This window comes from Vreelandella venusta (genome assembly GCF_044809155.1).
In the GTDB taxonomy this organism is placed as follows: domain Bacteria; phylum Pseudomonadota; class Gammaproteobacteria; order Pseudomonadales; family Halomonadaceae; genus Vreelandella; species Vreelandella venusta_B.
The window spans coordinates 721,209-738,244 of record NZ_CP085241.1 but is presented as its reverse complement, the minus strand read 5'-3'; the positions used below and the strand labels follow the sequence as shown (position 1 = coordinate 738,244).

The window sequence follows — 17,036 nt, the reverse complement described above, 5'->3', positions numbered from 1 at the left end:
GAAATCACTCCACCTGCTGGTGCGCCGAAACGCACCAGCTAGCGAATAGGAAAGCACATGCAAACCTTTATATTGGCGTTATATGTACTGATCTGGCCGTTGATATCACTCGCCATCTTCGCGGTCATCGGCATCGCTACCGTGAAAGACATACGCGTGGCTAAGCGCGAGAAGCGCGAGCTGGTGTAAGCGCCACTCGGTTAACTAATCAGCCAACTAGGGCTGTTGTTTAAGGGCGCATTTTAGGGCTGGGCCTTCTCCATCAAATACTCCGCCACCGCCTGATAGGCGGGCAGCGATGTTGGGTCGTTAGCGGCATTGGCCGCCACCGGGTGCGAGGCAAAGCGCACAATCACCATCTCGGCGGTGGGGTCGATGTAGATGGTTTGCCCATGCACCCCACGCGCCGCGAAGGCGCCATGTTCGTTATGCAGCGACCACCACATACCGCGGTAGCTGCCACCGGGTAAATAGCGGTAGCCTGCCTGTGCAAACGCCTGCCTATCGCCGCCTTGGCGAATGCGCTCCACCGCCGCCGCTGGAAATAGCCGCTCGCCGTTCATCTCGCCTTCGTTTAACACCAGCTGGCCGACTCTGGCCAAGTCACGCAGGCCCGCGCTAAGCCCGCCGCCTGCAAACGGCGTACCGATAGAATCGACGGTAAAGTAGCCATCCTGCTCTGCGCCCATGCGCTGCCAGATGCGCGACGACAACAGCGATGCCACCGACTCGCCGGTTGTGCGCGCAATCACCCACCCCAACGCATCGGTGTTGATGGTTTTATAGCCAAACGCCTGCCCATGCTCACCTTCCGGCTGTACGGTGGCCAAATATTCATAGTAGGTGCGCGGCCCGGTGTAATCATCTGGCTTAGGCAGCGGGCTTGCCGCCGCGTTATACGCCCAAATTTCTGCGTTGGGGTCGCTGTACTCCTCACTAAACGCAAGCCCCGTGGTCATTTCCAGAAGTTGCTGCACCGTGGCATTGCCAAAGGCGCTCTCCGCTAGCTCGGGGATAATCTCCCCTACCAGCGCCTGCTCATCCAGCACGCCTTCCGCCACCAAAATTTCACCCAGCAGGCCGGTCATGGATTTAGTGACCGACATGGCCCCGTGCTGACCCGCCTCATCCAGGCAGCCGGAGTAGGTTTCATACACTACCTGCCCCTGGTGCAAAATCAGCACGCCATCGGTGTAGTTTTCGTTCAGCGCAGCCTGCCAAGTCATTGGCTCGCTACCATCAATCGGTGTGAACGTCACATCGTTAATCGCATCGTCCAGCGCGTAGTTAAACGGCACCGGCGCGCCTAACCCACGGCTGACCTGCTTGGTAGGCAACAGCTCGCGAAAGTGGCACACCGTCCAGCGCATTTTGGGAAAACTGAAGTAGTTGGAATCCGGCTGGCCGATGATGCGCTCTGGTTCCGGCGGAAAGCCCTGCATCCAACCCAGTTGCCTAGGGTCAGAGTCTTCGGCACTCAGCACCTCCGCCTGCGCCCCCTGGGCAAGCACGGCTGAAACGCACAGTACCGCGGGCAGCGCCGAGCGCATAGAACAACAATACCTTGGCATGATTCACTCCTTGATCAACTGCCCGGTACAGCACCGAACAGGCATGCTCCTCAGTATAGCGAGAAGCGCTGCGTTTATTGCTGGCCTTGTAGGGTTTGTTGAATCACCTCACCTAGAGACGCAATCGCCGCATTGCGCGCTTCAAACGACGCCTCGGTTTCGGTGATATAAAACACTACAACCGTGGGTGCTTGCTCAGGCGGCCAAATAATCGCGGTAATTGAGCGAGAGCCGTAACCGCCCGCCCCGGTTCTGTCTGCAATTATCCAGTCTGGCATAGCAGCACGAAACAGCCCATCAGCCACGGCGTTGCCCTTCATCCAGTCTTGCAACTGCTGCCGAGATTCGGGTGTAAGCACATCGCCCAGCACCAATGTTTCCAGCGTGGCCAGCATCGCGTTAGGTGTGGTGGTGTCCCGCTCATCCCCTGGCGTAGCCTCGTTTAGCTCGGTCTCATAGCGATCTAGGCGGGTGGTGCGGTCATCCATGCTACGCGCAAACGCCGTGATGGCCTCCGGCCCGCCTAGCGCCTCAAGCACTAAGTTAGCGGCGGTGTTATCGCTGGTGCTCATGGTAGCGTCACACAGTTCAAACAGCGTCATCGGCTGGTGGCCCGCGACCTGCTCGGTGACCGGCGAGTAAGTCACTAACTCTGACGCTTCAAAACTAATCTCGGTATCCAGCGCTAACTGCCCTTCCTCTACCTGCGCCAGCAGTGCGCCGCAGGCCAGGGTTTTAAAGGTACTGGACATCGCAAAGCGCTCATCCGCGTTCACTTCCCAACGCTGGCCCGTGGCTAAATCATGAGCAGCAAAGCCTATACGCGCTTCTAAGGTTTGCTCGATGCGCTCAAGCTCGGCAGTAATGCTATCTTCCTGCGCCATCACAGACGCTGTTACCAACAGCAGGCACACTGAAAGCGCAGCCCGCACCCAGCGTGATTGGGGGAGAGTCATTGTATGTATTCCTAAGCAGTGAGGGTTAACGATATCGCTGAGTTTAGCAGGCACATCCCTGCAGGCATAAAGGCAGGCGACGTTCGATAAGAATCCTCTAAGATTGACCCGCAACGGCAATTTCAGCGAGCATTCAAAACAGTCTCACCACAGGAGAAAGACATGCAGACGATTGAGCTAGGCGGTGTAAGCGTACCCCGTATCGGCCAGGGCACGTGGTATATGGGCGAGGATGCCGGGCAGCGCCAAGCGGAGGTTAGGGCGCTGCGTGCAGGCCTGGACCTGGGCATGACGCTGATTGATACCGCCGAGATGTATGCCGAGGGCGGCGCTGAAGAGGTGGTTGGCCAAGCGATCCGCGAGCGGCGCGATGAGGTGTATCTGGTCAGCAAGGTTTACCCCCACAACGCCAGCGCCAAGGGTGTTCAAGCCGCCTGCGAGCGCAGCCTGCGCCGATTGGGCACCGACACGATTGATCTCTACCTCCTGCACTGGCGCGGCCAATACCCACTGAGCGAAACCGTGGAAGCGTTTGAGCGGCTGCGCGAGCAGGGCAAGATTCTGCGCTGGGGCGTGTCGAACTTTGACGTTGACGACCTAACCGAGCTAGACGCACCTGCGTGTACCACCAATCAGGTGCTCTACAACCCCGAAGCACGCGGCATTGAGTACGACCTGCTACCCTGGCAGGCACAGCACAACATGCCGCTGATGGCCTACTGCCCCATCGGGCAAGGCGGCGCGCTGCTGCATAACGCCGCCCTACAACGCATCGCCGACAAACACAGCGCCACCCCCGCGCAAGTGGCGCTTGCCTGGGCACTGCGCCACCCCGGTGTGATTGCTATTCCTAAAGCCGTGAACCTGGATCACCTCAAACAGAACGCTGAGGCCGATAACGTCAGGCTCGACGAAGAGGATTTGGCACAGATCAACGCCGCCTACGCGCCGCCAACACGTAAGCAGGGCTTAATGATGGTGTGAGTAAGCGGTCATCAACGGCCCGCTCAGGAGCACTCTTATGGATGCCATCAGCTACACCGCCGCTAGAACCCAACTAGCAAAAATCATGGAGCAGGTCTGTGAAGACCACTCCCCAGTGATCATTACCCGGAATAAATCTCCATCCGTGGCCATGATCTCTCTGGAAGACTACGAGGCACTGCAAGAAACCGCTTACCTTCTACGCGTACCAAAAAACGCACGGCGCTTGCTGGAATCCGTTGTCGAGCTGGAACAGGGCGGTGGTCGAGAAAAGACACGTCTTGAGTGAAGTTCATACTCTCCGCAAACGCCTGTGTAGATTATCTGCAAGAGCAGAAAACCGACAAAAGGCTCTGCACCGAATCAACAAGCTAATCAAAGAGACCAAGCGAGAGCCATTTGAAGGGGTCGGCAAACCAGAACCCCTCAAGCACAGCCTCGCGGGTTATTGGTCTCGGCGAATCAACGAAGAACACCGCATCGTCTACAAGGTCACGGACGACGCTTTGCTTATTGCTCAGCTTCGGTATCACTACTGATTTAACACTATGTTTAGCTGCACGTAAGCACAACAATTCTTGAAAACTTTGCCAGGACTTACTGCTAGTTATTCGCAAGCACCCGCTTGTCGTGCCCCGTAGGTGGCTTGGCTCTCCGTGTACCCATCGCCAACACTGGATGAAAGTTGCGCAATAAGACCTTGGCAAGAGAAGCCCATTATATTGAGGTACTGTTGCGCAGATTTCGCCGCTTGTTTGTTCCAATCAATATCAAGACTATCCACTGCTACGGTAGCATCGGCAATCTCATAACCATCGCCAAAGTCTGACGAGAGCTGCTGAATAAGTCCGCTCCGGGAGAAACCCTGCATGCTGAGATACAAATTCGCAGATCTCACGGCATTACTCTGAGGCCCCGTAAGGCTTTCCGCCCATGTAGGCGTGGCAACAAACAACACGACAATGATCGCTAATTTAAAAAAACTCATTGTAATCCCTCAAAATTCTTATCCAAAATTAATTTCAAATAACGATCAAGCTAGCCAACTTACTCGAAGCTATACCTAAGATAACCGTTAGCAAAGCTCCAGAAAAAAACTCGAACATCCTTCCTTTCTTATTGGCATTAAAATTGCTTATTAATTTCATATCTCCTCTATTTAACTGTATATATGAAGCTGGCATATATCTATCAATAGAGTTTTCAATCAATTTACCTGCGATCCCGGCAAACGTAATCAAAATATACAAACCAGCTAAAAACAAACTAAACATTTTTAACACATAAGCAACATCCATCACTGAAGCTTCGACACCATCTATATATTCCATTGTAAAAAAAAGAGTAGATACAGCGACTAGTGGGCCAAAAAGTCGAGGAAACAGAAAAGAATATTTTTTCAAAAATGTTATTGCTTTGGGCTCTGAATTTGTCTCACAACCTCTTATCCATTCATCGAACGCCTCTACAAAACCTCTTGCTATAACATAATCAGCATAATCAACCTTTATCTCCGCGACATCACCAGCCATGGCTGCAAGTACATGGGCAGGAATAAAAGGAGGAGCATCTTCTTTAAGCTTTTTTATTAAAGCCACTCTTGATGCTAGTCTAACTGTCACAATATATTCTTGAGGATTCTTTAAACCAGCAACAATTATTGAGAAATTATACTTAACTACTACATTAACCGTAGGGTTTGAAGAACTCGAATTATATGATAAAAATCTTTCAAAAGAAGTAAATTGCTCTTTTCTATCTTGCTCATGAAAAACGGATATAGTTTCATTCCTCGCGATGACATTATGAACATCACACAGCTGTGTAATTTTATAATGCAACTGCTCTATTTCTTCTATTCCAATTAAAATGTCTTCATCGTAGGTTTTTTTTATCTGTTCAGTCCTACCAGTTATTTTGTGATAAATATCTTGATATACCTTCATAGGTATAACTGAGGAGCCTTGACCATCCCCCACTTGCACCGTAGAGGAATTATCATCAGTATGTTGAATTATTTCGCTCACTTGACGTTCCTTAAGTCTTGAGGATTGACTATTTCAAATAATATTGTGAACTCGTAAAAACCAGTTTCTCATGAATCAATAAATGCAACTCTATCCGACTCCCCACCTTAAGACAAAGCCTAATTCGGCATTTATCATCTATCCCTTGCATCTCCCCCATCCGCAGCCTAGACTCCGCTAACTAACTGCTTGACGGGGTGCCGGTGAAATCCGGCTGAGATGGCGCAGGGCGTATCTGCTTGATACTGCCAAAGCGCTGGTCCCGCTGAACCTGATCCGGCTAATGCGCTGCTCCTATGATGAGCGCGCGGGTACCGGCGTAGGGATCAAGCGATGGCCTTGGCTAGCTTTCACGATCGCACGCCACCTTCCACGCCATCTCCTCGATCTCCGCCCGCCCTCCGGATCACCACTACCGGAGGCATCATGGGCTACCGCTTTACTGATCTCACCACCGCTTGCCAGGAAGACTGGCGCGCCTATATTGAGCACGATTTTGTGCGCCAGCTGGGCAACGCCACGCTGCCTGAAGCGTCGTTTCGCCACTACCTGAAGCAGGATTACCTGTTTTTAATTCACTTCGCCCGCGCCTACGCGCTGGCCGCTTACAAAAGCCCCACCCTGGCGGATTTGCGCCAAGCCCATGAAGGTTTAAAAGCCATTGTGGACGTGGAGCTGGGCCTGCACGTGGGCTTTTGCCAGGAATGGGGCATTAGCGAAGAAGAGCTTGCCGAGCTGCCCGAAGCTCGCGCAACGCTGGCCTACACCCGCTACGTGCTGGATACCGGCAACCGGGGTGATTTGCTCGATCTACACGTGGCGCTGGCCCCCTGCCTCGTGGGCTACGGCGAAATCGCCAATTGGCTGAACGCCCAGCCAACCACCCTGCGCGGCGCGCAAAACCCGTTTGATGCCTGGATTGCCATGTACGAAGGTGAGGAGTTTCAGGCGGCCATGCAGGCGGAGCTTGCGTGGCTCGATGCCCGCCTTTCTGACGTCACCCCCGCCCGTTTTGCCGAATTAAGCAAGATTTTCCGCGATGCCACGCGCCTGGAAATCGACTTCTGGCAGATGGGCCTGGAACTTAGCGAATAAGCCCCACACGCATCACTCAACAACACCAAAAACACCAAAAACACCAAAAACACCAAAAACACCAAAAACACCAAAAACAAAGGAATACCACCGAAATGACTAAGACCGTTAAGAGTAAAACCAGCCACTTTTTAGCCGAAACCGCCCAGGTAGATGCGGCCGCTATTCAGCCGCTGCCCGCCTCGCGCAAGGTGTACGTGGAAGGCTCGCGGCCGGATATCCGCGTGCCGTTTCGGGAAATCACCCTCTCGCCCACCAAAACCAGCAGCATCGATGAACAGAACCCGCCGCTGCTGGTGTACGACACCTCCGGCCCTTACACCGACCCAGACGCCAACAACGATTTACGCAAAGGCCTGCCTGCCCTTCGCCGCGCCTGGATTGAAGAGCGCGATGACACCGAGTTTTTAGACGGCCCCACCAGTGAGTACGGTAAGCGCCGCGCCAACGACCCGACCCTTGCCCAGCTGCGTTTTGACCTAACCCGAACCCCGCGCCGGGCAAAGCCAGGAAAGAACGTTACCCAGCTGCACTACGCCCGCCAGGGCATTATTACGCCGGAAATGGAGTTTATTGCTATCCGCGAAAACCAGCGCCGCCAAGCGTTGGGCACGGCGGAAGTTGAGCGCATTCTGGGCCATCAGCATGCGGGCCAGAGTTTTGGTGCCGGCCTGCCCAAAGAGATCACCCCGGAGTTTGTGCGCGATGAAGTGGCCCGTGGCCGGGCGATTATTCCCAATAACATCAACCACCCTGAATCCGAGCCAATGATTATTGGCCGTAACTTCCTGGTGAAGATTAACGGCAACCTGGGTAACTCAGCGGTGACGTCTTCGATTGAAGAAGAAGTCGACAAGATGACCTGGGGTATCCGCTGGGGCTCAGACACCATCATGGACTTATCAACCGGCCAGAACATCCATGAAACCCGCGAGTGGATCATCCGCAACTCGCCGGTGCCGATTGGTACGGTGCCGATTTATCAGGCACTTGAGAAAGTGAATGGCGTTGCCGAAGACCTGACCTGGGAGGTCTTCCGCGACACGCTGATTGAGCAGGCCGAACAGGGCGTGGATTACTTCACCATTCACGCCGGCGTGCTGCTGCGCTATGTGCCGCTGACCGCCAACCGCGTCACCGGCATTGTTAGCCGTGGCGGCTCGATTATGGCGAAGTGGTGTTTGTACCATCACCAGGAAAGCTTCCTGTACACCCACTTCGAAGAGATCTGCGAGATCTGCAAGCAGTACGACGTGGCGTTTTCGCTGGGTGACGGTCTGCGCCCCGGCTCGATTGCCGATGCCAACGATGAAGCACAGTTCGCTGAACTCGAAACCCTGGGCGAGCTGACAAAAATCGCCTGGAAGCACGATGTTCAAGTGATGATCGAAGGCCCCGGCCATGTGCCCATGCACTTGATCAAAGAGAACATGGATAAGCAGCTTGAAGCCTGCCACGAAGCGCCTTTCTATACCCTCGGCCCGCTCACTACCGATATCGCCCCCGGTTACGACCACATTACCTCCGGCATTGGCGCGGCGATGATTGGTTGGTTTGGCTGTGCGATGCTCTGCTACGTGACGCCGAAAGAGCACCTGGGCCTGCCGAATAAAGACGACGTAAAAACCGGCATCATCACCTACAAAATTGCCGCCCACGCGGCGGATTTAGCCAAAGGCCACCCAGCCGCTCAGCGCCGTGATAACGCGCTCTCCAAGGCGCGCTTTGAATTCCGCTGGGAAGACCAGTTCAACCTGGGGCTAGACCCAGACACCGCCCGTGAATACCACGATGAAACCCTGCCGAAGGATTCTGCCAAGGTGGCGCACTTCTGCTCGATGTGCGGGCCGAAGTTCTGCTCCATGAAGATCAGCCAGGAAGTGCGCGACACCTACCGAGATCGCACGCCAGAAAATGCCGCCGAGAGCGATGCGGAAGCGGTGAAACGCGGTATGCAGGAGCAGGCGGAGAAGTTCCGCCAGGAAGGCAGCGAGCTATACCAGGAGGTGTAGCCCGCCACCTACGGCGCTAGGCAGTGCTTAGCGCCACTTTTAGTACGCCATCGCGCTGGTGGGAGAACAGATCGTAGGCTTCAACGATATCCTCCAGCGCGTAGCGGTGGGTCACCATAGGGCCAAGATCCAAGCGCCCAGCGGCGATGATGCTCATCAGTCTGCGCATGCGCTCTTTGCCGCCCGGGCACAGTGAAGTAATGATCTTGTGATCCCCCAGCCCTGCACAGAAAGCGCCCAGCGGAATGGTCAGGTCTTCAGAATAAACGCCAAGGCTGGATAAAGTTCCGCCAGGTTTTAGCACCCGCAAGGCAGACTCAAAGGTTTGCTGCAGGCCGAGTGCCTCAATAGCAACATCCACACCGCGCCCGCCGGTCAGCTTAAGAATTTCTTCCACCACATCAACCTTGCGGAAATCCAGCGTGATATCCGCGCCCATCTGCTTGGCGATGGTTAGCCGCTCATCCACACCGTCTACCGCGATAATCATGCCTGCCCCCCGCAGCCGTGCGCCTGCGGTGGCGCATAGCCCAATGGGGCCTTGGGCAAACACCACCACGGTGTCGCCAATGTTAATGCCTGCCTTTTCGGCACCGGCAAAGCCGGTGGACATAATGTCGGGGCACATCAGAACCTGTTCGTCGGTTAGGCTATCGGGCACCGGCGAGAGGTTGGCCTGGGCATCGGGCACCAGCAAATATTCCGCCTGGGCGCCATCAATGGTGTTGCCAAAGCGCCAGCCGCCCATCGGCTTATAGCCGTGGCTGTGGTGGCCGCCATCTTGTGAGGAGCAACCATCCTGGCAGGCATAAGAGGTAAAGCTGGGGCAGATCGCACCGGCAATCACCCGCTGGCCTTCCTGATAGCCTTTAACGTTGGCGCCGAGTTTTTCGATCACGCCGACCGGTTCGTGGCCAATGGTTAGGCCCCGCTCTACCGGGTATTCGCCTTTTAAGATGTGTACATCGGTGCCGCAAATTGTTGTGGTGGTCACCCGCATTAAGGCATCGTTGGGGCCGATGTCGGGGATAGGTTTGTCGTCAATCTCGATACGGCCTGGCTCAATAAAAATAGCGGCTTTCATCATGGTAGGCATGGGACGGCTCCTATTTAGTGAATTGTTTCACGTTGCTAACGGCCAACCGGACTAAGGACGGCAATTGATATGGAGCAATAAGGGACACCGTAGATATATATAGACTTGAATAGCATTCACCGCGCTATCTTATTTATATCGAGTGCGTTGCTAATCGCTATTTTCACTCTATAGGTACCTCCCATGTCGACACTGCCGTTCAAACCCTGGTCGACCGCCATTGCGGTGGCTATATCACTGTTTATTTGGCTGATTATTCCCTTGCCTGAAGGCCTCACCGCCAATGCGTGGCTGATGCTGGCGATTTTTGTAGGCACGATTGTTGCCATTATCGGCAAGGCCATGCCGATTGGGGCGATTTCGGTCATTGCGATTTCAATTGTGGCGGCCAGCGGCGTGACAGGTGATACACCCGGCGCCGCTATCAGTGTGGCGTTAAGCAGTTACGCTAATCCGCTTATTTGGTTAATCGCTATCGCCATCATGATTTCCCGTGGGCTGATTAAAACAGGCCTAGGGGCGCGCATTGGCTACTATTTCATCTCTATCTTCGGTAAGCGAACATTGGGAATTGGCTATGGCCTGGCGTTTTCAGAGCTTTCAATTGCACCGGTCACGCCCAGTAATACCGCCCGTGGCGGCGGTATCATCCACCCTATTATGCGCTCGATCGCCCACAGCTTTGATTCACACCCCGAGGACAACACCTCTGGCAAAATCGGCAAATATCTCGCCCTGGTGAATTACCACAGCAACCCAATCACGTCGGCCATGTTCATCACGGCTACCGCCCCTAATCCATTAACCGTGCAACTGATCGCCTCCGCTACCGGCGCGGAAATACAGCTCAGCTGGCTAACCTGGGCGGTGGCCATGCTGCTGCCGGGGTTGGTCGCTATCCTGGCCATGCCCTACATTCTGTACCTGCTTTACCCACCGGAAATTAAAGAAACGCCGAATGCCACACAGCTGGCGCGGGACAAGCTGGCCGAGCTAGGCAAAATAAGCCGTAACGAAGGCATCATGCTGTTTGTTTTTCTGGTGCTGCTGCTACTTTGGGCGGATATCCCGGCCATCTTTTTCGGTGACGCCGCCACCCTTAATACCACGACGACGGCGTTTATCGGCCTTTCCCTGCTGCTGCTCACCGGGGTATTAACCTGGGAAGACGTACTAAAAGAGAAAAATGCCTGGGATACGCTGCTGTGGTTTGGCGCCCTCATTATGATGGCCAGCCAGCTTAACGAAACAGGGCTGATTACCTGGTTTTCCACCAACATGCAGAGCTGGATTACCATGATGGGCATTGGCTGGGCAGGCGCCTCTGCCCTTCTGGTTCTCACCTTTCTTTACACTCACTACTTTTTTGCCAGTACCACGGCGCATATCACCGCCATGATGGCGGCTTTTCTGACCGTTGGTTTAAGCCTTGGCGCGCCCCCTATGCCCTTTGTGTTAATCATGGCGGCCACTTCTTCCATCATGATGACCCTGACCCACTACGCCACGGGCACATCACCCGTGATTTTTGGCTCGGGTTACTTAACGCTAGGGGAGTGGTGGAAAGCAGGCTTTATTATGAGCGTGGTGAATCTGTTTATTTGGGTAGTGGTAGGCGGCTTATGGTGGAAAGTGTTGGGCCATTATTAGCGTTAACCTTGCAGCGAAAGCGTGCTTGTTTAATCCATTGCTTTTCTCCTTCTCATCAACGCGCACAGGGGCCATTGGCCCCTGTATTAATATCCGCACAATCGTCTGTTGAACGTTATTTCTTTTTCATTTTGTCTTTGGCTGCACCTTGACCTTTTTGCAGTTCACCCTTCACCTGCTGAGCTTTACCCTTGGCTTCGGTTTTACTGATACCGGTGGCTTTGCCCGCTGCTTCTTTTACTTTACCGGCGGCTTTGTTAGCGCCCCCTTTTACTTTATCGTCTTTGCCACTTGCCATGACGCACACCTCTAATCCGTTAGTAGGAAAGTAGCCGCACGCCAAGTAAGTACTTACTTCAACGCGGGCTACTTCTCAGCGTAGCCCTTTGTTGAAAATTTGCTCATATTTTGAAAAGTAGGTTTTTAAAATCACAAAAAACCCCACTGCTTTGAAGCCGTGGGGTTTTCATTACACGAGTAAGACCTAACTAACTTGCACGTTTGCTTAGAAACGGTAGCGAAGGCCGATGCTAGCCGCATCAAAGGTATATGCCGACTTATCTAAATAGCGCATGTAATCGGCGCCAGCAGAAAGGTTGGGTGTTATGTCCATTTCAGCACCAGCACCATAGGAGAAACCGCTTTCACGATCATCGCTGATCTCCACTTCACTGAAACCGGCTAGACCATACAAGCGTACTTCCGGGGCAACCGGGATAATGCCTTTTGCATAGGCGCCGGCTAAATAATCGAGTTCAGCCCCATCGTCGGAACCTCCGCTACCTAGGTGTCCTTCAAGTGCAAAGTAATCATTAAATTGGGCACCACCGCGCAAGCGAAGACCTACATCGTCTCGGGAGGAGCCTTGGTCAGGGTCTAGGCTCCAAAACATAGCATCGCCGCCCACATAGCCTTGAGGGTATTGAAAAGATTGCTGGGCTTGGGCGGTTGCCGCGAACGTACCTGCACCAACCAAAAGCGCTGCGGAGGTGAGCGATAACATGGTCATCTTCATAGGATAAGCCTCAGTTAAAAAACAGTGTTTCCTTACGCTTTTAAGTTTGGATCAACCCTACCAAGAACGCAATTCGACGCTTTAGCTTGCATCTAATTTCCTTTTTTCCTCCTCACTGGTTAACGGCCACGGGAAAGGCTGAGCACGATAATTCCCCCTACCACTACAGCGCCGCCCATTAACTGGCTGGGGCTAAGCATTTGACCAAGCACGAGATAACCGATTAATAGCGAGGCGACCGGCTCGAAATTCATCACCGGGGCGTTGCGGGCCATATCCAGCCGGGGTACGAAAATAAACAGCACTGAGAACGCCGTACCGTATAGAAGCGCTAAAAACGTTAACCCCATCCACCCGGTGCTGTTTTCAGGCAGGCTCATTCCCCCGGGCACAACTCCCAGCACCCCACCGATGACCATCGCCGTAAACACCGTTTGCATGGTTAACAGGCTGCGTAAGGTGCTGCCAACCCCTGCCAAGCGGTGCTCGGTGACCCACAGCGCGCAGGCAAACGCCAAGGCCGCGCTTAACCCAAAACCGATACCCGCCAGCCACCCTGGCCCCATGGCATCGGCGTCTGCTATCCAACTAGGAATATCCAGCACCACCAATAGGCCAATCAGAATAGTGCCCATAATCATGCAGCTGCGCAGCGAAGGCCGCCTGCCCCCCAACGCCCAGCTGAGTAGCGCCAGTTGAATCGGGAAGGTATTCACCAGCAGCAGCGCAATTACCACCGGCAGCCGCGCCACCGCTGAATAGAGGCTGACGCTTTGGATAGCGATTAATAACCCCACCCCTAACTGCCAGGGCCAAGTACCCGGCGGTAGCCAAAGTCGCTTTTTTTGAGCGATGACCAACGCCAGCAGAATGAGGCAGGCCACCCCCGAACGCGTAAGCACGGCCAGCAGCAGGCCAGTGCCATTATCAAACGCCAAACGTGCCGAAACATGGTTAGCGGCAAACATGGTGGCAACGGTCATCATCAGCAAAATGGCGAGATGCCGGGGGAGTAGCATGGGGGGTGTGATAGAAGACATAGCAGCAAAGCGGCTCATGGTAGGTATGATGAAAAGTAGCTAACCGACATTTTACATAGAAGGCTAACGAAATACCGCGCTAATATCCTGCAGCGCAGCATGTTAAACTAAGGTCTACCCCCACTTTACGCTAACTACTTCACAAAGGTTGTTATGAACGCACCGGTGCTGGTTATAAACTGCGGCTCATCATCTATTAAATACGCGTTGATTGATTCCGACCCACAGGCGCCACGCTTGGCCGGTTTAGCGGAGCGTTTAGGCAGTGAAGACGCACGCATAAAAGGCAAAAACAGCGCCGGTGAGAGCTTTACCCAATCGCTGCCCAATGCTGACCATGAAGAAGCCCTAAACGCTATTTTAAAGCGTCTGGAAGGCCGCGTTCCCGGCGCCGTGGGGCATCGCATTGTGCATGGGGGCGAACACTTTACCCAAGCAGCGCTCATTGATGACAGCGTTATTGACGCGATCAACGCGACATCAGCGCTGGCACCACTGCACAACCCGGCTAACTTGGCCGGCATTGCTGCCACGCAAAAAGTATTCCCTGAGCTGCCCCAGGTGGCGGTGTTTGATACCGCGTTTCATCAAACGCTGCCGCCCCGCGCCTACCGTTATGCGCTGCCTGAAGCGCTCTACACTGAGCATAGCATTCGCCGTTACGGTTTCCACGGCACCAGCCACGCCTTCGTTAGTCAGCGCGCAGCCGAGCTGAGTCGCCGTGGCGCGGGCGGCTGGCTAACCGCCCACCTGGGCAACGGCTGCTCCACCAGCGCGGTGTGGCATAACCAAAGCCTGGATACCAGCATGGGCCTAACCCCGCTGGAGGGTTTGGTGATGGGCACCCGAAGCGGCGATGTTGACCCTAGCCTGCATGCGCACCTGCACCGCCAGCTGGGCTGGTCGCTGGAGGATATCGACAGCGTGCTCAATAAACAGAGCGGGCTGTTAGGCCTTTCTGGCCTTACCAACGACATGCGGGAAATTGAAGACCAAGCATTGGCCGGGCATAGCGGTGCCCAACTAGCGCTGGATGTCTTCTGCTACCGGGTTGCCAAATCGCTGGCGGCGCTCTCCTGCGCCCTGCCCACCCTTGACGGCCTGATCTTTACCGGCGGCATTGGCGAAAACTCGCCCATCGTGCGTCGTAACGTGCTCGCTCTGCTGCCCCACTTTGGTTTCAGCCTGGATGAAGCGGCCAACGAAGCCATCATTCGCGGCAAAGAGGGCACGCTGGATAGCGCTGGCCACCGCGGCCCGGAGGTGTGGGTCATCCCCACCGATGAAGAGGGCCGTATCGCCATGGAAACTCGCCAACGCGTGGAGACCCCTGAATGAACAGTATGCCTGACCAACCCCAAGCGATCTTATTAGTGCCCACAAGCGTAGGCGCTGGGCTGACTTCGGCCTGTTTGGGCTTAATTCAAGCGCTGGATACCATTGGCCTAAAAGCCGGTTTTTTAAAGCCGTTTATGCAGAACGAATTAAACGGCCCTGGGCTTGATCGCTCCACGGCGCTGGTATCGCGCACGCTGAATCAGCGCCCGCCGTCGCCTATTTCCCAGGCACGCCTGGAGCGTTTGCTACGTGATGACCATACCGATGAGCTGATGGAAAACGTGGTCGAGCTTTACGAGCAAGTTACCCAGCAGGCTTACCGGGATGGCAGCGCACTGGATCTTGTGGTGGTCGAGGGGGTCGTGCCCACCCAGCACACGACCTACGCTACCCAGACCAACGCGCAGCTAGCCGATGCGCTTAACGCGCGGATCATACTGGTCGGCACCGGCGATTTAAACGAGCCCCAGCGGCTTGCCGAAGAGCTGGATATGCACGCCCGCAGCTTTGGCGGGGTCAGCTCTAGCCGCACCTTGGGCGGCATTTTAATGCGCATGAAAAACCTGCCCTACGGCCAGGAAGACGACCTTTCTGCCGCGCCGGGCACCATGAAACCGCAGCTGGAAGAGCCGGTGCTCAACGAGCTGCGCCGCTACTCGCCCGCGCTGGCCACCGACAGTTTCCATCTAATTGGTGTCGTGCCCTACAGCAAAACCCTAAGTGCGCCGCGCACGTTAGATGTAGCACGGGCCTTAAACGCAAAAATGCTCAATGAAGGCGAAGCAGCCAGTCGGCGTGTTCTATCGACCAGCCTCTGCGCCCGCAGCGCAGCCAATGCACTGCATATTTTCAAACCCGGCAGCTTGGTCGTAGCCTCAGGCGACCGTGATGATGTGGTGCTGGCCTCGGCCCTCGCGACCATGAACGGCACCCAGCTAGCGGGCGTTTTGCTTACCAACGGTTTTATGCCTAACGACAACATGATTGAAATGTGTCGCCCAGCGCTTAAAACCGGCCTGCCGGTACTCGCGGTTGAAACCGACAGTCTCACTACCGCGCAAAATCTGAGCCAGCTCAGCCGTGAAATCCCCATGGACGATTTCGAACGCGCCGAGCAGGTAGCACGCTACGTGGCCGCCCATCTGGATTTAGAGTGGCTGAAAGCCAAGCTCAGCCGGGGCTATACCCGCCGCCTCTCGCCTTCTGCTTTTCGTCATCAGTTGGTTAAACGCGCTCAGCAGGCTAAAAAGCGCATTGTACTGCCCGAAGGCGATGAACCACGCACCATCGAAGCGGCCATCATCTGCCAACGTCGAGGCATTGCTGACTGTGTATTACTAGGCAGGCGTGACGATATTGAAGGCGTTGCGCGCAATCGCGGCCTGACGCTACCCGACGCGCTAACGATTATCGACCCAGAAAGCAGCCGGGCGAACTATATCAGCCCGATGGTAGAGCGCCGCCGTGGCAAGCTCAACGACATTACCGCAGAGGCCCAGCTGCAGGATAACGTGGTGCTGGGCACCATGATGCTGCAGCTTGATGAAGTGGATGGGCTGGTGTCTGGCGCGGTACATACCACCGCCAATACGGTTCGCCCTGCCTTTCAGTTGATCAAAACCGCCCCTGAATATAAGCAGGTCTCGTCGATCTTCTTCATGCTGCTGCCGGAGCAGGTAGTGGTGTACGGCGACTGTGCGGTCAACCCAGACCCTGATGCCGAAACCCTGGCCGAAATCGCCCTGCAGAGCGCGCGTTCTGCTGAAGCCTTTGGCATCGAGCCACGCGTGGCGATGATCAGCTACTCCACCGGCGACTCCGGCACCGGCGCCGATGTGGATAAAGTGCGTGAAGCCACTCGCATTGCCAAAGAGCGGGCGCCGCACCTTGCCATCGACGGCCCGCTGCAGTACGACGCCGCCGCCATTGAGAGCGTTGGCAAGCAGAAAGCCCCGGACTCCCCGGTGGCAGGCCGTGCCACTGTATTTGTTTTCCCCGACCTCAACACCGGCAACACCACCTACAAAGCGGTACAGCGTAGTGCCCGAGTGGTGAGCGTTGGGCCGATGCTGCAGGGTTTGAACAAGCCGGTAAACGATCTTTCCCGCGGTGCTTTGGTGGACGATATTGTTTACACCATTGCCCTAACCGCCATGCAGGCCAGCCAACGGGAAAGCTAACATATCGCTGCCAACCAAAAAGGCCCCGATCACATTCGGGGCCTTTTCGTTATACGCCGGTTAGCTAACGCA

16 protein-coding genes, 1 pseudogene and 1 riboswitch are annotated in these 17,036 nt (G+C 55.0%); of the genes and pseudogenes, 9 read left to right on the top strand and 8 right to left on the bottom strand.

The window, feature by feature from the left end:
* Nucleotides 1-57 precede the first annotated feature (57 nt).
* Complete coding sequence (locus LG301_RS03575) at nt 58-189, top strand: putative transporter small subunit (RefSeq protein ID WP_210403928.1); 132 nt, start codon at nt 58-60, stop codon at nt 187-189.
* Nucleotides 190-242: 53 nt separating this feature from the next.
* On the opposite strand, the gene LG301_RS03570 is transcribed toward LG301_RS03575, so the two are convergent.
* On the bottom strand, nt 243-1,571 hold the full coding sequence (locus tag LG301_RS03570; protein ID WP_404473506.1) for a serine hydrolase domain-containing protein: 1,329 nt from the start codon (nt 1,569-1,571) through the stop codon (nt 243-245).
* A 74-nt stretch (nt 1,572-1,645) separates the two neighbouring features.
* Nucleotides 1,646-2,527 (bottom strand): class A beta-lactamase, encoded by an 882-nt coding sequence (bla, locus tag LG301_RS03565; RefSeq protein ID WP_404473504.1) that lies wholly within the window; start codon nt 2,525-2,527, stop codon nt 1,646-1,648.
* A 162-nt stretch (nt 2,528-2,689) separates the two neighbouring features.
* Between bla and LG301_RS03560 the strand changes: the two genes are divergently transcribed.
* The 3 genes and pseudogenes from LG301_RS03560 (at nt 2,690) to LG301_RS03550 (ending at nt 4,050) form a co-directional block, all read left to right on the top strand.
* Entirely contained in the window at nt 2,690-3,511 is an 822-nt protein-coding gene (locus LG301_RS03560; protein ID WP_404473503.1) for an aldo/keto reductase, read from the top strand.
* A 37-nt stretch (nt 3,512-3,548) separates the two neighbouring features.
* The gene (locus tag LG301_RS03555; protein WP_404473501.1) at nt 3,549-3,800 is read left to right on the top strand and encodes a type II toxin-antitoxin system Phd/YefM family antitoxin; all 252 of its coding nucleotides are present in this window, start codon (nt 3,549-3,551) and stop codon (nt 3,798-3,800) included.
* Nucleotides 3,797-4,050 (top strand): annotated as a pseudogene (locus LG301_RS03550) (Txe/YoeB family addiction module toxin). Before LG301_RS03555 ends, LG301_RS03550 begins: the two are co-directional and overlap by 4 nt.
* Before the next feature lie 68 nt (nt 4,051-4,118).
* Here LG301_RS03550 and LG301_RS03545 read toward each other — a convergent pair.
* Both LG301_RS03545 and LG301_RS03540 read right to left on the bottom strand, forming a co-directional pair.
* Nucleotides 4,119-4,499, bottom strand: coding sequence for an Ltp family lipoprotein (locus tag LG301_RS03545; RefSeq protein ID WP_404473499.1), 381 nt, complete (start codon nt 4,497-4,499; stop codon nt 4,119-4,121).
* Between the two features lie 34 nt (nt 4,500-4,533).
* Entirely contained in the window at nt 4,534-5,538 is a 1,005-nt protein-coding gene (locus LG301_RS03540; protein WP_404473497.1) for a hypothetical protein, read from the bottom strand.
* A gap of 183 nt (nt 5,539-5,721) precedes the next feature.
* A riboswitch (TPP riboswitch) is annotated at nt 5,722-5,881 on the top strand.
* A gap of 83 nt (nt 5,882-5,964) precedes the next feature.
* On the opposite strand from LG301_RS03540, the gene tenA reads away from it, so the two are divergent.
* Complete coding sequence (gene tenA / locus LG301_RS03535) at nt 5,965-6,633, top strand: thiaminase II (protein ID WP_404475158.1); 669 nt, start codon at nt 5,965-5,967, stop codon at nt 6,631-6,633.
* A 95-nt stretch (nt 6,634-6,728) separates the two neighbouring features.
* Complete coding sequence (thiC, locus tag LG301_RS03530) at nt 6,729-8,645, top strand: phosphomethylpyrimidine synthase ThiC (protein WP_404473495.1); 1,917 nt, start codon at nt 6,729-6,731, stop codon at nt 8,643-8,645.
* A gap of 16 nt (nt 8,646-8,661) precedes the next feature.
* Here thiC and LG301_RS03525 read toward each other — a convergent pair whose 3' ends face one another.
* Nucleotides 8,662-9,741 (bottom strand): NAD(P)-dependent alcohol dehydrogenase, encoded by a 1,080-nt coding sequence (locus tag LG301_RS03525; protein ID WP_404473493.1) that lies wholly within the window; start codon nt 9,739-9,741, stop codon nt 8,662-8,664.
* Between the two features lie 183 nt (nt 9,742-9,924).
* On the opposite strand from LG301_RS03525, the gene LG301_RS03520 reads away from it, so the two are divergent.
* Nucleotides 9,925-11,391 (top strand): DASS family sodium-coupled anion symporter, encoded by a 1,467-nt coding sequence (locus LG301_RS03520; RefSeq protein ID WP_404473491.1) that lies wholly within the window; start codon nt 9,925-9,927, stop codon nt 11,389-11,391.
* Between the two features lie 115 nt (nt 11,392-11,506).
* Here the strand turns inward: LG301_RS03520 and LG301_RS03515 are convergent, their stop codons facing one another.
* From LG301_RS03515 to LG301_RS03505, 3 genes are all read right to left on the bottom strand, one after another.
* A complete protein-coding gene (locus LG301_RS03515; protein ID WP_404473489.1) occupies nt 11,507-11,689 on the bottom strand; it encodes a CsbD family protein in 183 nt (60 codons plus the stop codon).
* Nucleotides 11,690-11,896: 207 nt separating this feature from the next.
* Complete coding sequence (locus LG301_RS03510) at nt 11,897-12,406, bottom strand: porin family protein (protein ID WP_404473487.1); 510 nt, start codon at nt 12,404-12,406, stop codon at nt 11,897-11,899.
* A gap of 119 nt (nt 12,407-12,525) precedes the next feature.
* Nucleotides 12,526-13,446: an EamA family transporter gene (locus LG301_RS03505; RefSeq protein ID WP_404473485.1), complete on the bottom strand. Its 921-nt coding sequence runs from the start codon at nt 13,444-13,446 to the stop codon at nt 12,526-12,528.
* 153 nt (nt 13,447-13,599) lie between these two features.
* Here LG301_RS03505 and LG301_RS03500 point away from each other — a divergent pair, with 153 nt between their 5' ends.
* Together LG301_RS03500 and pta are read left to right on the top strand one after the other, a co-directional pair.
* Nucleotides 13,600-14,784, top strand: coding sequence for an acetate/propionate family kinase (locus LG301_RS03500; RefSeq protein WP_404473483.1), 1,185 nt, complete (start codon nt 13,600-13,602; stop codon nt 14,782-14,784).
* Nucleotides 14,781-16,964, top strand: a complete 2,184-nt coding sequence (gene pta / locus LG301_RS03495) for a phosphate acetyltransferase (RefSeq protein WP_404473481.1) — start codon at nt 14,781-14,783, stop codon at nt 16,962-16,964. The genes LG301_RS03500 and pta overlap by 4 nt, the downstream gene beginning before the upstream one ends.
* Nucleotides 16,965-17,036 lie beyond the last annotated feature (72 nt).

What these genes read in the sequence shown, in the direction of transcription:
- LG301_RS03575 (WP_210403928.1), top strand. Translation starts at nt 58, where the DNA reads ATGCAAACCTTTATATTGGCGTTATATGTACTGATCTGGCCGTTGATA.
- LG301_RS03570 (WP_404473506.1), bottom strand. Translation starts at nt 1,571, where the DNA reads ATGCCAAGGTATTGTTGTTCTATGCGCTCGGCGCTGCCCGCGGTACTG.
- bla (WP_404473504.1), bottom strand. Translation starts at nt 2,527, where the DNA reads ATGACTCTCCCCCAATCACGCTGGGTGCGGGCTGCGCTTTCAGTGTGC.
- LG301_RS03560 (WP_404473503.1), top strand. Translation starts at nt 2,690, where the DNA reads ATGCAGACGATTGAGCTAGGCGGTGTAAGCGTACCCCGTATCGGCCAG.
- LG301_RS03555 (WP_404473501.1), top strand. Translation starts at nt 3,549, where the DNA reads ATGGATGCCATCAGCTACACCGCCGCTAGAACCCAACTAGCAAAAATC.
- LG301_RS03545 (WP_404473499.1), bottom strand. Translation starts at nt 4,499, where the DNA reads ATGAGTTTTTTTAAATTAGCGATCATTGTCGTGTTGTTTGTTGCCACG.
- tenA (WP_404475158.1), top strand. Translation starts at nt 5,965, where the DNA reads ATGGGCTACCGCTTTACTGATCTCACCACCGCTTGCCAGGAAGACTGG.
- thiC (WP_404473495.1), top strand. Translation starts at nt 6,729, where the DNA reads ATGACTAAGACCGTTAAGAGTAAAACCAGCCACTTTTTAGCCGAAACC.
- LG301_RS03525 (WP_404473493.1), bottom strand. Translation starts at nt 9,741, where the DNA reads ATGCCTACCATGATGAAAGCCGCTATTTTTATTGAGCCAGGCCGTATC.
- LG301_RS03520 (WP_404473491.1), top strand. Translation starts at nt 9,925, where the DNA reads ATGTCGACACTGCCGTTCAAACCCTGGTCGACCGCCATTGCGGTGGCT.
- LG301_RS03515 (WP_404473489.1), bottom strand. Translation starts at nt 11,689, where the DNA reads ATGGCAAGTGGCAAAGACGATAAAGTAAAAGGGGGCGCTAACAAAGCC.
- LG301_RS03510 (WP_404473487.1), bottom strand. Translation starts at nt 12,406, where the DNA reads ATGAAGATGACCATGTTATCGCTCACCTCCGCAGCGCTTTTGGTTGGT.
- LG301_RS03505 (WP_404473485.1), bottom strand. Translation starts at nt 13,446, where the DNA reads ATGTCTTCTATCACACCCCCCATGCTACTCCCCCGGCATCTCGCCATT.
- LG301_RS03500 (WP_404473483.1), top strand. Translation starts at nt 13,600, where the DNA reads ATGAACGCACCGGTGCTGGTTATAAACTGCGGCTCATCATCTATTAAA.
- pta (WP_404473481.1), top strand. Translation starts at nt 14,781, where the DNA reads ATGAACAGTATGCCTGACCAACCCCAAGCGATCTTATTAGTGCCCACA.